This is a genomic window from Hymenobacter nivis, assembly GCF_006439025.1.
Classification (GTDB): domain Bacteria; phylum Bacteroidota; class Bacteroidia; order Cytophagales; family Hymenobacteraceae; genus Hymenobacter; species Hymenobacter nivis_A.
Map to the genome: position 1 here is coordinate 643378 of NZ_RCYZ01000001.1, position 14349 is coordinate 657726.

The window sequence follows — 14349 nt, forward strand, 5'->3', positions numbered from 1 at the left end:
TCTTGCACCGGCTGGGGCCCCGCCGCCGCTGGCTGCCTAATTTTGCGCCATGCTCGACGCCGCCCTCCTCCTTTCGCAGCTCTTTATTTACCCCGTAAAGTCGCTCGGCGGCGTGGCCGTGGCCGAGGCCGACGTAACGCCCCAGGGCCTGCGCCACGACCGCCGCTGGCTGCTGGTGGACGCAAAAAACCAGTTCCTCACCCAGCGCCAGCACCCCGAGCTGGCCCTGCTGGCCGTGGCCGCCGCCCACAACGGCTGGCTGCTCACGCACCGCCAGCGGCCCGAGCTGCTGCCGCTCTACATCCCGTTCGAGGCCACGCCCGAGCGCACGCTGTTCGTCACCATCTGGGATGATTTGGTGTGGGCCTGGCGGGGCCCCGCAGTGGCCGATGAGTGGCTGAGCCAGGCGCTGGGCCATGAAATCCGGCTGGTGTACATGTCCGACATGGTGCGGCGCGACGTGGAGCCGGAGCGCAACCCCGAGGGCCAAATCGTAAGCTTTGCCGACGGCTACCCCTTCCTGCTCATCGGCGAAGCGGCCCTGGCCGACCTCAACCAGCGCCTGCCCGCGCCCGCGCCCCTGAACCGCTTCCGGCCCAACCTGGTGTTCAGCGGGGGCCCGGCGTACGACGACGACCAGTGGGCCAACTTCCAGATTGGCGAGGTGCCGTTTCGGGCCGTGAAGGGCTGCGCCCGTTGTGTAATGACCACCATCGACCAGCAAACCGCCGCCAAAACCCCGCAGGGCGAGCCCCTGCGCACGCTGGCTACCTACCGCCAAATAGGCCACAAAACCATGTTTGGCCAGAACGTGACGGGCCCCGGCCACGGCCACCTGCGCGTGGGCGACGCCGTGACGGTGCTCCGCCGCCAGTAATTTCCTGCTTTCCCTAAATGGACCTCGCCTACCTACTCGATTTCCTGCGCCGCCTGGCGGCCAACAACAACACGCCCTGGATGGCCGAGCACCGGCCCGAGTACCAGCGGGCCCGCGCCGCCTTCGCCGAGCTCATCGGCCAGGTGCTGGCCGAAGTGGCCCGAACCGACCCGTCGCTGGCCGGCCTCACCCCCACCGAGGCCATGTTCCGGCTGCACAAAAACGACCGCGGCCACCGCGACCCCGAGCCTTACAAGCGGCGCATGGGCGCGGGCCTGCTGCACGGCGGCCGCCACGCGGCGCGCGCCGGCTACTACCTGGGCGTGCAGCCCGACGGCAAATCGTCGCTGCGGGTGGGCTTTTACCACACCACGCCGGCGCTGCTGGGGGCCCTGCGCCAGGAAATCCACTACAACGCCGACGAGTTCCACCGCCAGCGGCAGGCGCCGGCGCTGCTACACCACTTCCCCGCCGGCCTCGCCACCGACGGCGAGCAGTTGGTGCGCCCGCCCAAAGGCTACCCCGCCGACCACCCCGACCTGGCCTGGCTCAAGCTCAAAAGCTTCGGAGCGGTGCGCACGTTCGCCGACGACGAAGTGGCCCAGGGCCCCGGCTTCGTGGCGCTGGCCGTGGCGGCCATCGCCGCGGCCCGGCCGCTGGTCGATTTTTTCAACGAAGCCTTGGTGCCCAACGAGTAGGGGCCGTAGGGCCCCGGGGCCCGGCCGGATACCCTAGAACAGGCCGAACAGCGTGGCGTTGATGCGCTCGATGATGGTGCCCAGGTCCTCGGGGTTGCGCACGTAGTCCAGCTCGCTCACGTCCACGATGAGCAGGCGGCCGGTGTAGCCGGCAATCCACTTTTCGTAGTGCTCGTTGAGGTTTTTGAGGTATTCGATGCTGATGCTGTTCTCGTAGTCGCGCCCGCGCTGCTCAATCTGGCGGATGAGTTTTGACAAGTCGGCGCGCAGGTAGAGCAGCAGGTCGGGCGGCTCGACGAGGTTGATCATCGACTCGAACAAGCCACAATAGTTGTCGTAGTCGCGGGTCGAGAGCAGGTCCGACTCGTGCAGGTTGGCGGCGAAGATGTGGGCGTCTTCGTAGATGGTGCGGTCCTGAATTACGCCCTTGCCGTCCTTGGTGAGGGCCTTAATGCGCTGGGTTTGGCGGAAGCGCCCGTTGAGGAAATACACCTGCAAGTGGAAGGCCCACCGCGGCATGTCGTGGTAAAAATCTTTGAGGTAGGGGTTATCGTCCACGTCTTCCAGGAATACTTCCCAGCGGAAATGGTGGGCCAGCTTGTGGGCCAGGGTGGTTTTGCCGGCCCCAATGTTGCCGACGATGGCAATGTGCATGTGTGCGTGCGCTAGTAATTTGGGCAAAATTTGCGAACCCCAAAGGTAGGAAGGGGGCCGTGCCCACCGGGGCCCCAGCAGCGCCTAAGCCGTACGGTTCAGCTACGATATACAGGTTACTATTTATTAGCCCGGGGGCCCTACATGTGCGTCTGGGGCCGCTGTCGTAGCATTGCACTGCACTTCTGCCGCCGCCCTCGCCCACGCCCTCGCCATGCAACCCGCGCCCTTTATTTTGCTGCACAAGCTGGCCGACGACTACGGCGCGCCGGTGGCCTCGTTTTACCAATGCCCGTCCGACGACCTGCTCTACGTGCGCTGGCACGGCCACCTCACGGCTGCCGAAGTAGTGAAAGGGTTTCGCAGCCTGCTGGCCTGGCAGCAGCAGCTGGCCCCCACCCGCCTGCTGCTCGACCGCAGCCGCAGCACCGGCGAGTGGGCCGACGCCCTGCCGTGGCTACGGTTTGAGTGGCTGCCGGCCGCACGGGCCGCGGGCCTGCAAGCCGTGAGCTACGTGTATTCCACCGACTTCCCGAGCCGCCACGACAGCGAGGCATTTTTGGAGAGCGTGCGCGGCTACGTGCCCGTGGAGCTGTTTGGCAGCAGCCACGAGGCCCTGGCTTGGTTGTGCCACCCGCACAAGCCCAGCAGCGCGCTACCGGCTTAGTTTTCGAGGTTTTTCTTCATCCGGCGGGCCCCCAGCAAGGTGTGGAATTCGGCCTGGGCCGAGCGAATGTTCAGGCGCTCTTGGAGCGAGAGGTCGGCGCGCACCTGGTCGTAGCGCTGGTTGAGGCGGGCCAAATCGTCGGCGGCGGCGTCCCAGTCGGCCTCGCCCCAGCTGCGGCGCTGCGCCTGGCACTTCTCGATGAACTGCTCGTAGAGGCCGGGCAGGTCGGCGGCGCGGGCACGGGCCGGGTTGATAGCGGCAGAGTTGGCGGCGGGCGCGGCGGCCATGGAGCGGGCCCGGGCCCCGGCGGGGCGGTGGGCGCTGGGGCGGCTGCCCACCAGCTCGCCGGCGCGGCGCAGGCTGTCGGGCACGTTGGCGATTTGGGCGTGGGCGGGGGCCCCGGCGGCGAGCAGCAGGGCGGCCAGGGGCAGGGTCAGTTTGAGGGCGTGGGGCATGGCGGAAAGCAAATAAGAAGCGGCAGCGCCAGAAAGCGCCGGGCCAAGTGAACGTTGGAAACGGCCATCTCGTACAAAAAGTGGGCTGGTTTTGGTTTTTTTGGCCCCAATTTCGCGTTTTGCTCCGCTGTACTGCTATGAATACCCCGCCCGCGCTGCCGCGCATCGTGCCCGCCACCCTCCGCGACATTCCCGCCATCATCCAATTGGCCGAGGGCACCTGGGAGCCCACCTACCGCTTCATCCTCTCGCGCGAGCAGATCGAGTACATGTACCGCGTCATCTATACGCCCGCCGCCCTCAAGCGCCAGATGGCCGAGCAGCACCACACGTTTTTGCTGGCGCACGTGGATGGGCAACCGGCCGGCTTTGCCTCCTTCTCACCCCAGCCGCCCGCCGATGGGGCCCCCACCGAGGCCGCGCCCACCGAGTACAAGCTCCACAAAATCTACGTGTTGCCCACCCAGCAGGGCCAGGGCCTGGGCTTGCACCTCATCGAGGCCGTAGAGGACGCCGTGCGCAGCGCCGGCGGCCGCACCCTCGACCTGAACGTGAACCGCTACAACCCCGCCCTGAGCTTCTACGAGCGGCGCGGCTTTGTGCAGCAGCGCGCCGAGGACGTGCCCATCGGCCCGTACTTCATGAACGACTACATCATGCGCAAAACGCTTTAAACCAAGTCACCAATAATCAAATCATTCTAAAAATGGCTACTAAACTCACTGTACTTTCCAACGGCTCGCTGCGCGTAGAAGGCGAAGACATCGAACTCGTTGACGCCCAGGGCCAGCCCTACGGCCTCGGCGGCCGCCAGCGCATCAGCATCTGCCGCTGTGGCCTCTCCAGCCAGAAGCCGTTCTGCGACGGCTCGCACAAAGGCCACTTCGAGCACCCCGCCGTGGCGTTTGATTTGCCCGCGCCCAAGCCGGCCGTGTAGCTTCCGGCTGCACACGCCCACAAAAAAAGGCAGCTGCCCCGGCTCGGGGCAGCTGCCTTTTTTTGTTGCGCCTAACTGGCGGGAGTGGCGAGGCGGGTGAGCAGGGCCACGGCGGCGTCGGGGTCTTCGACCTCGATGATGAGGCGGTTGAATTGCTCGTCGGCCAGGTCCACCACGATGGTGTTGGCGGCGTGCTGCACGTCGATGAACGAGGGCTTGCTGTCGAAAAAGCCGTCTATGTAAAACGTGCCGGCCTTCAGGAAGCCCGGGATGTGGGTGCCGGGCATGCGCAGGCCAGAGGCGTGCGCGGCCTGGGCATCGCGCCGGGCCCCCTTGATGTGGGCCTGCGGGATGCGTAGCTCGCTGCGCAGCGCCCAGAGCTTGTGCCAGCCTTCGACCACGAACACCACCACATCATCTTGTTGCTCAATCTTTACCATAGCGAGAAAGGTGGCTGCCGCCAGTAAGTACGCGCGTTGAAATGGTGTATCGCCGGGGGCCCTACGTCATTACAGTGGACAGGGTGCGGGGCCCCAGCATGAGCCACAAGTTTTGCCGCACCAAGTCGCCCATCGAGTCGCAGTGGTCGAATTTTTGGGTGCGGTGGTGGTGGTTGAGGGCCGCTTTCAGCTCCTGCACTTTCTCGGGCGGCGCCAGGTCGTGAGCGCGCATCACGTCGAGCAGGGCGCGCAGGCGGTGGCGCTCGGTGCGGGCGCGGCGGGCCATCAAGGTGCGCTCCTCGGTTTGGTACTGGCGCACGTTTTCGGGCTTCAGCAAGCGGGCGCACAGGTCCACCACCGCCGCATTGTCGGCGAAGTAGCGGGGCTGGTACATGCGCTGGTTGCCCTCGTAGCTCTGCTGGTCGAAGTCGATGGCCCGCACCCGGTACTGCTCGTCCTCGAAGTCGGGCGTCACGTCAATCACGTAGTTGTAGGCCCGCATGTCGCCCAACAGCCGGGCAAAGCAGCGCTCGTTAAACTTCACAAACTCCTTGGCGATGCGCACTTGGTTGAGGTGCGGCTGGCTGAGGCGCAGGCGAATAAAATCGTCGCCCGGAATGCCGGCAATGTGCTCCTCAATGAGCGTATTGGTGCCGTCAACCAGGAAGTTCATGGAGTTGGGCGAGAGCACGTGCTCCAGTTCCAGGCCGTAGAGGCGCGAGGCATCGGCCTGCTTCACATAAAAGAAATCGTAGTTATCGTTGAGCTGGTTGAGGATGCGCACCCGGAACGGCTGCGAGTTGCCGAAGTGGCAGAAGTCGATGCGGTCGGCCACTAGGTGCTCGGTAAACGACAGGTCACCGCCCATTTTCAGCAGCGCGTACACCTCGGCCAGGCCCGCGCTGAGCTCGTGCATGGCCTGGGGCTCGTAGTACACGGTTTGCCACAGGGTATCGCGCCCGGTGCGGTCGCGCAGCGGAAACGAGTTGCTGTAGCGCCGCAGGTCGGCGTAGCTCACCGGCAGTGGCGTGTCGCGGTCGTAGTCGCGCAGGTACTGCCGCAGCGCGGGCGTGAGGGGGTACGCGGGCTTTTTGCGGGAAATGTGCATTTCTGTAGGCTGTGGGGGTAGGCGGGTTTGGGGGTAGGAAGTATAAGGTTGGGAGGGCTTAGGCCGCAAACCTTGGGGTTTGCCCCATCCGCTTACCCCCCTACCTTCCCACCTTCCTGCCCTATTTTACCCCGCCAGCTCGGCCACCAGCGCCACGTACTGCTGGCGGGCGGCGTCTTTGCTGAGGCCGCGCTGGGCGGCCCAGGCGTCGTACTTGGCAATGGCTTTGAAGTCGAAGCCGCCGGGGCGGGTGCCGGCCACGTCGCCGTCGGTGGCCTGCTTGTAGAGGGCGTAGAGCTGGAGCAGCACCGTGTTGGCGGGCTTGCCGGGCAGCTGCTGGGCGCGTTGGGCGGCGGTTTCGAATTCTTCCTGGGTCGTCATCAAATGGGCTTATTAAAAGATTAGTTGGCAATGGGGCGGGGAAACTTGGCGGCCGCGGCCAGCCCGGGGTGTACCTTCCAGCCCCACCTTTAGCAAACCTATGATGCACAAGTTTATTCCCTGCCTGGCCGCCGCCCTGCTGCTGGGGGCCCCCGCGGCTTTTGCCCAAAAAACCTACCTGCACTGCGGCCACCTGCTCGACGTGCGCAGCGGCCGGCTGCTGGCCCAGCAAACGGTAGTGGTTGAGAAAGACCGCATTGTGGCCGTGCAAGCCGGCTACGCCGCCGGGGGCCCCCAGGACCAGGTCATCGACCTCGAAAGCCGCACTGTGCTGCCCGGCCTCATCGACTGCCACGTGCACCTGGAGTCGGAGTTCAGCAAGAACGCCTTCGCTGAGCAGTTCACCCTGAACCCGGCCGACGTGGCCTACCGCGCCCAGGGCTACGCCCTGACGACGCTGCGCGCGGGCTTCACCACCGTGCGCGACTGCGGCGGCTCGGGCGTGAACATTGCCCTGCGCAAGGCCGTGGCCCAGGGCCTCGTGCCGGGGCCCCGCATCTACTCGGCGGGGGTGGCTATTTCGGCCACCGGCGGGCACATGGACGGCACCGACGGCCTGAGTGATTTTATGATGGACAAGCTGAACCCGGGCCCCGTAGAGGGCGTGGCCAACGGCCCCGACCAGTGCCGCCAGGCCGTGCGCGAGCAGTTCAAGCGCGGGGCCGACCTCATCAAAATTGCCAGCACCGGCGGCGTGCTCGACCTGAGCAAGAACGGCAGCGGGCCCCAGTACACGGAGGAGGAAATTCGGGCCGTGGTGGAAACCGCCCGCGACCTGGGCATGCGCGTGGCCTGCCACGCCCACGGCCCCGAGGGCATCAAGCGGGCCCTGCGCGCGGGCGTGAGCAGCATCGACCACGGCTCGCTGATGGACGACGAAGGCATTGCGCTGTTCAAGAAAAGCGCGGCTTGGTACGTGCCCACGCTCATCGCCGGCAAGTCGGTGGCCGACTCGGCCCGCAAGCCCGGCTACTTCCCGGCGGTCATTGCTACCAAAGCCGTGAGCATCGGCACCCAGATGCAGGGCACCTTCGGGCGGGCCTACAAGGCGGGGGTGCGGGTGGCGTTCGGAACCGATGCGGGCGTGTTCCGCCACGGCCAGAATGCCCGCGAGTTTGGCTACATGGCCGAGGCCGGCATGCCGCCGCTCGAAGCCATCCGCAGCGCCACCCTCAACGCCGCCGCCCTGCTCGACGAGTCGGCCAACCTGGGGGCCCTGGAAGCCGGCAAGCTAGCCGACGTGGTGGCCCTCGACGGTAACCCTCTCCAGGATATTACGGCCCTCATGCGCCCCCGCTTCGTGATGAAGGCCGGCGTGGTGTACGTGGGCAAGTAGCGCTTAGGCCCTGAGCTATTGGCTGATGGCTGTGCTTATCAGATTGGGGGCCTGGGTAATCAGGCGCGTGTAGAGGCACATCCTTGCGTCTCCCGCTAGGCGGTCATCGTTCAGCGAGGAGACGCGAGGATGCGTCTATACACCTCCCGGGCACTGACCTGCTAAGGCAGTGCTACGCCCCGTTACCGAATTAGAAAAGCCGGAAACTTATCCGATACCTTTTAGGGCCCCTGCAAAGCAGGTTTGCCAGAGGCCCTAAAACCAAAATGCCCGGCTCCCTTGGCAGGAAGTCGGGCATTCTGTTAGCCGCTTGCGCGGCAAAGGCTGGGTGGGAAAGAGAATTCGATACACAAATGTAATACATGCCGCGCAATGGATTGCGCAAATGGTTAAAAAAATTTCAATCGATTGATTAGATGGAGTATTGGGACGAGGTACCAATCGCGGAATATTACCGGTGCCAGCTAGGGCTGCCCCGGCTGGCTGGGGGCCCCAGCGGCCCGGGGGAGGCAGTTATTTTGCGCAATAGGGCCATTTTTGGCTACTTTTTGGGCCCCGGTGCTGCACAAATGCCGGCTGCTGCCGACCTTCGCCAATGAGCCGCCCGTGGTGGCATTTATCCTATTTCGCTGCATTATGAAAAAATTATTGTTACCCCTGGCGCTGGCGCTGCTAGCGGTGGGTTCGGCCGGGGCCTGGGGCTTTTTTGGCCACCGCCTCATCACGCAGGTGGCCGTGTACCGGCTGCCGGGCAGCATGCAGGCGTTTTATTTCCGCCACATGGCCGAGCTGGTGCGCCAGAGCACGGCCCCCGACGAGCGCCGCAACACCGACCCCGACGAGGCTGGCCGCCACTTCATCGACATGGACCACTACTCGGAGGACAACCCCTTCGGCAAGGTGCCGCAGGACTACGCGGCGGCGGTGGAGAAATTCTCGGCCGACACGCTGAAGAAGTACGGCACCGTGCCGTGGGCCATTGCCGAGAATACCGAGAAGCTCACCAACGCCTTCCGGGAGCGCGACACGGTGGCCATCATCAAGTACTCGGCCGAGCTGGGGCACTACGTGAGCGACGCCTTTGTGCCGCTGCACACCACCATCAACTACGACGGGCAGCTCAGCAACCAGGCCGGCCTGCATAGCCTCTGGGAGAGCGCCTTGCCCGAGAAATACATCGCCGAGTACAACATCACTTACGGACCGGCCACCTACATCAAAGACCCGCTGGCCGAGGCCTGGGGCACGGTGCAGCGCAGCTACGGCTTCCTGACCGAGACGTTTGACCGGGCCGGCAAGGTGGAAAAAATCCTGCCGGGGGCCGAGCGCTACACGTTTTCGCACCGCTACGGCAAAACCCAGCGCCGCTACTCCGACGCCTTCGCCGACGAGTACGAGAAGCTGGTGGGCGGGATGGTGGCCAACCGCCTCAAGCTGGCCCCCACGGCGGTGGCCTCGCTCTGGCTCACGGCCTGGCAAAACGCCGGCAAGCCCGACCTCGACCAGCTCATGACGCCCAACCGCCTCAGCAAGGACGAAAAGGCGCACCTCGAAACCGAACTGGCCGCCGCCAAGAAAAACACCCTCGCCCAAGACCACCTGCTGCTGGCCCAGCGCACCGAGAAGCGCGTGGAAAACCCCGACGAGATAAAGGCCGCCCAAGAGGCCCCCGCCGTGCAGGCCGAAGACGTGCCCGAAACCGCCACCCTGCCCGACCCCAGCGCCACCCCGGCCGGGGCCCCCGCCCCTGCCAAAACCGCCGCCAAAGCCGCCGCGCCGGTCAAGGTCAAAACCAAGAGCAAGGGCCCCAGCGGCACCACCAAGAGCAAAACCACCAGCACCAGCATTCCCTGGTAGTCCCCCGTTTATTGGCCCGGCCCCGCCGTTATTGGCGGGGCCGGGCTTTTTTTGCGCCATGAAACGTTTGCAATTCTTTGCTTTGGCCCGCGGCGCGGCGCGGTGGGGGGCCCTGGCGCTGCTGGCCACCGCCTGCAACCAGGCCCCGCCGCCCGCCGCCGCGCCCGCCGCCCGGCCCGTGGTGCCGGGCCCCGACATTGCCGCCCTCACCGACGAAACGGCCCCCGCCGCGCTGCTCGCCTACGGCCGGCAGTACCCCGGCTCGGAGGTGCTGTTCACCACGCGCTTCGGCAAAATCCGGGTGCACTTGTACGACGACACGCCCATCCACAAGGCCAACTTCTTGCTGCTCACCCGCAAGGGCGTGTTCAGCGAAACCATGTTCAACCGCGTGGTGAAGGGTTTTGCCGTGCAGGGCGGCCAAACGGCGGGGCCCCGCACCATCCGGCTGCACCGCTACCGCCTGCCACCCGAGTTCCGGCCCGGCCACTTCCACCACCGGGGGGCCCTGGGCATGGCCCGCTACGACGACGACGAGAACCCCAGCCGCCTGTCCTCCAACACCGATTTCTTCTTCGTCATCGGCGAAAAGCTCGACGCCCGCCAGGCCCAGGCCATGACGCCCCGCCGCCTGACGCCCGAGCAGCTGCGCGCCTACGCCACGCAGGGCGGCACGCCCTCGCTCGACGGCCAGTACACGGTGTTCGGCGAAATAACCGAGGGCCAGGACGTGGTGGACAAGATTTCGCAAGTGCCCGTCGAGCCCGATAAGTGGCCCGTGCAGGACATTACCATGAAGGTAGAAGTGGTGAAATAGGGCCCCGGCGACCAAAAAAAAGCCCCGCCAGAACGGCGGGGCTTTTTTGTAAACCATTGCTATTGAAAGCTTACCAGATGCGCGAGCGGTCGGCGGTGGCGCGCACCATCTTGGTGCCGTCCTTGCAGCCGAAGGCTTCGTAGAACTCGGGCATGTTCATGAGCGGGCCGTTGGTGCGGAACTGCTCGGGCGAGTGCGGATCGGTTTGCACCTGCTGGCGCACGTACTCGGGGCGCGAGTTGGCGCGCCAGATCTGGGCCCAGCCCAGGAAGAAGCGCTGCTCGGGCGTGAAGCCGTCGATTTTCTGGCCGCCCTTGGCCTGCTGCGTTTTCTGGAAGGCCTGGTGGGCGATGGTGAGGCCCCCAATGTCGGCCAGGTTCTCGCCCATTGTCAGCTTGCCGTTCACGTGCACCGAGTCAATCGGCATGAAGGCGTCGTACTGCTTGCCCACCATGTCGGCCTTGGCCGTGAACTTCTCGTTGTCCTCCTTGGTCCACCAGTCGCGCAGGTTGCCCTTGGCGTCCGAGCGGCGGCCTTGGTCATCAAACCCGTGGGTCATTTCGTGGCCGATTACCGCGCCCACGCCGCCGTAGTTCACCGCGTCGTCGGCCTTGGGGTCGTAGAACGGCGGCTGGAGAATGCCGGCCGGGAACACGATTTCGTTCAGGCTGGAGTTGTAGTAGGCGTTCACGGTGGGCGGCGTCATGCCCCACTCGCCGCGGTCAATCGGCTTGCCAAACTTGCCCAGGTTGTCGGCCCGGCGCCACTCGGAGGTGGCAAACAGGTTTTGCAGCGCGCTTTCGCGGGTAATTTTCAGCTTCGAGTAATCCTTCCACTTGTCGGGGTAGCCGATTTTCACCGCGAAAGCGTTCAGCTTCTCCAGTGCCTGCTTCTTGGTGTCGGCGCTCATCCAGTCGGTGGCCATGATGCGCTCGGCGTAGGCGGCGCGCAGGTTTTCCACCATTTGCTTGGCGCGGGCCTTGGCGGCGGGCGAGAAGGCTTCGTCCACGTAGAGCTGGCCGAAGGCTTCGCCCAGGGCCCCATCGGTGGCGCGGAGCGAGCGTTTCCAGCGGGGCTGCTGCACTTTGGCGCCCGTCAGCACCTGCTGGAAGCGGAACTGGGCATCGCCGTAAGCCTTGGGCAGGGCCGAGGTCACGTCCGACACCAGGTTCCAGCGCAGGTACTGCTGCTGGTCGGCGATGGGCGTGCTGGCCATGAGCGTGTTCACGGCCGCCAGGAATTCGGGCTGGCCGATGATGACGTCCTGGGCCCCCGTGAGGCCGGCATCCTTAAGGCGCAGGGGCAGGTTCAGGTTCGGGTAGTCCTTCACGGCCTGGGCCACGGGCACCTTGTTGTAGTTCTTGATGCGGTCGCGCAGGTCCACGCGGCCGCGGCTGGCCTGGGCCAGCTTGGTTTCCAGGGCCATCACCGTTTCGGCGTTGGTGGCGGCCAGGGCCGGCGCGTCGCCCAGCAGCTGGAATACGCTGGTCATGTACGTCTTATAGCCCGCCCGCACGGCTTTCGAGCGCGCGTCGTCCTTCAGGTAGTAGTCGCGGTCGCCGAGGCCGAGGCCCCCTTGGCGCAGCTGCACCGCGTACACCGTGCTGTTTTTGCTGTCCTGCCCCACGCCCATGCCGTACCAGCCGGTCGACATCGACTTCGGGCTGGCCATGTACTGCTGGATGGCGGCCAGGCTCTTGAGACCGGCAATCTGCGCCAGCTTCGGCTGCAAGTACTTCAGGCCCGCTTTCTCAATGGCCATCGAGTCCATGGCGGCGGCGTAGAAGTCGCCCACCTTCTGCTCGTTCGAGCCCGGCTTGGCCTTGGGAGCCGCCGCGGCGGCCTTCAGCAGAATGCGCTTCTCAATGGCCTGGTTGCGGTCGGCTAGCTCGTTGAACGAGCCCCAGCGGCTTTCTGCGGCTGGCACCGGGTTGTTTTTCAGCCAGTTGCCATTGGCGTAGTGGTAAAAGTCGTTGCAGGGCTGCACCGAGTTGTCGATGTTGGCCAGGTTGATGCCGATGCCCTGCTGGGGCGGGGCGGGCTTGGGCTTGGCGGGGGGCCCGGCGGCCACGGCCGCGGCCACGCCGCTCAGGCCCAAGGCGGCCAGGCTCAGCCGGCGCACAATAGTAGTTGAAAACATAGGGGAGCTGGCTTTGAAGAGAAAACGTTGCGTTAACGGCAAGGACATCGTTTCTTAACCGGCGTTGCAGCGGCGAGCTGCCTGGGGGCCTACACAATTTTGGCCTTACCGGCCGTTGGTGGCTGGCGCGGCGCGGCGTTTCATTTACCCGGGAGTTGTTTTGTAGCTACAAGCACCGGGCACGGGCTGAAACAGTAAATGCCGGCCAACAAAACGGAGTCGGCAGGTGGCCTTAAATAACGTCCGCATCAGAAGCCTTTTCCCCCGTTACCTAATACGGTGGTGGTTTGGCGACTTTTTCCGTTGCCGGGCCACGCTGACTACGGCCCGGGGCCCCCGTTCAATCGTCAGCGTGGCCCGCTGAAGCCCTTCGGGTAATTCACTGGACCACCTTTGTTTTAGTCCCCCGCAACTAATTCATTTATGCTATTTAATTTCGGGGCTCATAGCTCGTTGCTGCTGCCGGCCGTGGCAACTGGTGCACTGGCCACGGGCTGGCTGCTGCTGCGGGCGCTCCAGCGCCGCACCTTGGCCGATGTGCTGCTGGCCATGCTGTTGGCCGTGCCCACACTGAACATCGCGCAACAGATGCTGGGCTACGCCGGCTGGTACGACCGCCACGACGGGTACACAACGGCCATGCTGTACGGGCCCTGGCAGCTCAACCTATTGCTGGGGCCGGCCTACTACCTCTACTTTCGGAGCCTCACCAACCAGGAGTTCCGGCTGGGGCCCCGGGCCTGGTGGCACCTGCTGCCGGGCCTGCTGCAGCTCGGGCTGGTGGCCGGGGCCCTGAGCTACGACCTACTGTGGCTGACCGGCATCCGCGGGCAGCCCCTGCCGAACCAGGCCGCCACCATAGGGCCCGCGTTGGGGGCAACGGAAGTCTTCGGCCACTACCTCGGCTATGCGCAGTACGTGCTGCTACCGGCCTACTGCTGGCGGGTGCTGGCCGACTACCAGCGCTACAACCACTACCTCCAGGACAACTTTTCGGACACCGAGCGCCTGCGCTTTGCCGGGCTGCGGCAGCTGCTGCTGGTGCAGGTACTCGCCCTGGTTTTGAGCCAGTTTTTTACGCTAGCGAGCTGGAAATTTGGCTTGAGCGATGCCGTTTCCTGGTACTACTTTTTCTTGCGCGGCTTCCTGATTTATTGGCTGGTTGCGGTGGGCCTGCAAGCCAACTACGCGGCCGCGACGACCCCACTGCGCTTCGATACCGCCCCCGACCTGCCCGTAATTCCCGAGCCGGCGGGTGAGTTGCACCCGGCCCCAGCGGCCGACGCCCCGGGGCCCCAGGCGCAGCCCGCAGCCGGGTTGCCGGCGCCGCCGCTAGCCCCAGAGCTGCTGGCCTGGCGCGGCAAACTGCTGGCGCTAATGGCTGAGGAGCAGCCCTGGCTTGAGCCCGAGCTGACCCTAACGGAGGTAGCCAAGCGGCTGCGCATCACACCCGGGCTGCTGTCTAAAGTCATCAACACGGGCTGCGGCCAGAACTTCAACGACTTCGTGAATGCGTACCGGGTGCAGGAAGCGCAGCGCCTGCTCGCCGACCCCCGCTTTGCGCACTACTCACTGGTGGGCGTGGCCCTGGAAAGCGGATTTAACTCACGCTCAACGTTTAACCGGGTATTCAAGAAAGTGACGGGCCAGGTGCCGAGCGAACTGAGTCGCCCCAAAATATAGATTGGGGCAGGCCAATGCATGTACTGGGGCAGGGCGGTGCAGGGCCAGCGGGAGTTTTGCGGCATCGTTTCACTAGCCCGCTGCCTGCCGTGCGCCCTTGCTTCCCACCCCCCTTTTTTCACGCTCATTATAGCGCTTGCCCGGGCCTGCTGGCGGCTGCCCGGGGCCCCCACGGCCCGGGGGGGCGGGCGCCCGGCCCGGTCCTTTTGGCCCGGGCACTTTGCCTGGCGGCCCTCGTC

General features: G+C 65.3%; 15 protein-coding genes. 9 read left to right on the forward strand and 6 right to left on the reverse strand.

What is annotated here, in order from left to right:
* Window positions 1-49 precede the first annotated feature (49 nt).
* A complete protein-coding gene (locus EAH73_RS02510) occupies window positions 50-877 on the forward strand; it encodes an MOSC domain-containing protein (RefSeq protein WP_140464880.1) in 828 nt (275 codons plus the stop codon).
* A gap of 17 nt (window positions 878-894) precedes the next feature.
* A complete protein-coding gene (locus tag EAH73_RS02515; protein ID WP_140464882.1) occupies window positions 895-1575 on the forward strand; it encodes a DUF2461 domain-containing protein in 681 nt (226 codons plus the stop codon).
* A gap of 33 nt (window positions 1576-1608) precedes the next feature.
* Here the strand turns inward: EAH73_RS02515 and EAH73_RS02520 are convergent, their stop codons facing one another.
* Complete coding sequence (locus EAH73_RS02520) at window positions 1609-2229, reverse strand: deoxynucleoside kinase (RefSeq protein ID WP_140464884.1); 621 nt, start codon at window positions 2227-2229, stop codon at window positions 1609-1611.
* A 214-nt stretch (window positions 2230-2443) separates the two neighbouring features.
* Between EAH73_RS02520 and EAH73_RS02525 the strand changes: the two genes are divergently transcribed.
* Window positions 2444-2896, forward strand: coding sequence for a hypothetical protein (locus tag EAH73_RS02525; RefSeq protein ID WP_140464886.1), 453 nt, complete (start codon window positions 2444-2446; stop codon window positions 2894-2896).
* On the opposite strand, the gene EAH73_RS02530 is transcribed toward EAH73_RS02525, so the two are convergent.
* Entirely contained in the window at window positions 2893-3351 is a 459-nt protein-coding gene (locus EAH73_RS02530) for a hypothetical protein (protein WP_140464888.1), read from the reverse strand. The two genes, EAH73_RS02525 and EAH73_RS02530, sit on opposite strands and share 4 nt — an antisense overlap.
* Before the next feature lie 137 nt (window positions 3352-3488).
* Between EAH73_RS02530 and EAH73_RS02535 the strand changes: the two genes are divergently transcribed.
* Both EAH73_RS02535 and EAH73_RS02540 read left to right on the forward strand, forming a co-directional pair.
* Entirely contained in the window at window positions 3489-4025 is a 537-nt protein-coding gene (locus tag EAH73_RS02535) for a GNAT family N-acetyltransferase (RefSeq protein WP_140464890.1), read from the forward strand.
* A gap of 32 nt (window positions 4026-4057) precedes the next feature.
* The gene (locus tag EAH73_RS02540; protein ID WP_140464892.1) at window positions 4058-4288 is read left to right on the forward strand and encodes a CDGSH iron-sulfur domain-containing protein; all 231 of its coding nucleotides are present in this window, start codon (window positions 4058-4060) and stop codon (window positions 4286-4288) included.
* 71 nt (window positions 4289-4359) lie between these two features.
* Here the strand turns inward: EAH73_RS02540 and EAH73_RS02545 are convergent, their stop codons facing one another.
* The 3 genes from EAH73_RS02545 to EAH73_RS02555 all read right to left on the reverse strand — a co-directional run bounded on the left by EAH73_RS02545 (window position 4360) and on the right by EAH73_RS02555 (window position 6217).
* Window positions 4360-4728, reverse strand: a complete 369-nt coding sequence (locus EAH73_RS02545; RefSeq protein WP_140464894.1) for a hypothetical protein — start codon at window positions 4726-4728, stop codon at window positions 4360-4362.
* Between the two features lie 61 nt (window positions 4729-4789).
* On the reverse strand, window positions 4790-5836 hold the full coding sequence (locus tag EAH73_RS02550; protein WP_140464895.1) for a hypothetical protein: 1047 nt from the start codon (window positions 5834-5836) through the stop codon (window positions 4790-4792).
* Window positions 5837-5962: 126 nt separating this feature from the next.
* A complete protein-coding gene (locus EAH73_RS02555) occupies window positions 5963-6217 on the reverse strand; it encodes an acyl-CoA-binding protein (protein ID WP_140464897.1) in 255 nt (84 codons plus the stop codon).
* A 100-nt stretch (window positions 6218-6317) separates the two neighbouring features.
* Between EAH73_RS02555 and EAH73_RS02560 the strand changes: the two genes are divergently transcribed.
* From EAH73_RS02560 to EAH73_RS02570, 3 genes are all read left to right on the forward strand, one after another.
* Window positions 6318-7613: a metal-dependent hydrolase family protein gene (locus EAH73_RS02560; protein WP_140464899.1), complete on the forward strand. Its 1296-nt coding sequence runs from the start codon at window positions 6318-6320 to the stop codon at window positions 7611-7613.
* 636 nt (window positions 7614-8249) lie between these two features.
* A complete protein-coding gene (locus EAH73_RS02565; protein WP_140464901.1) occupies window positions 8250-9470 on the forward strand; it encodes a zinc dependent phospholipase C family protein in 1221 nt (406 codons plus the stop codon).
* A 58-nt stretch (window positions 9471-9528) separates the two neighbouring features.
* Window positions 9529-10287 (forward strand): peptidylprolyl isomerase, encoded by a 759-nt coding sequence (locus tag EAH73_RS02570; RefSeq protein ID WP_140464903.1) that lies wholly within the window; start codon window positions 9529-9531, stop codon window positions 10285-10287.
* 70 nt (window positions 10288-10357) lie between these two features.
* Here EAH73_RS02570 and EAH73_RS02575 read toward each other — a convergent pair whose 3' ends face one another.
* A complete protein-coding gene (locus EAH73_RS02575) occupies window positions 10358-12427 on the reverse strand; it encodes a M13 family metallopeptidase (RefSeq protein WP_140464905.1) in 2070 nt (689 codons plus the stop codon).
* A gap of 423 nt (window positions 12428-12850) precedes the next feature.
* Here EAH73_RS02575 and EAH73_RS02580 point away from each other — a divergent pair, with 423 nt between their 5' ends.
* Window positions 12851-14110: a helix-turn-helix transcriptional regulator gene (locus EAH73_RS02580; RefSeq protein ID WP_140464907.1), complete on the forward strand. Its 1260-nt coding sequence runs from the start codon at window positions 12851-12853 to the stop codon at window positions 14108-14110.
* Window positions 14111-14349: the final 239 nt, after the last annotated feature.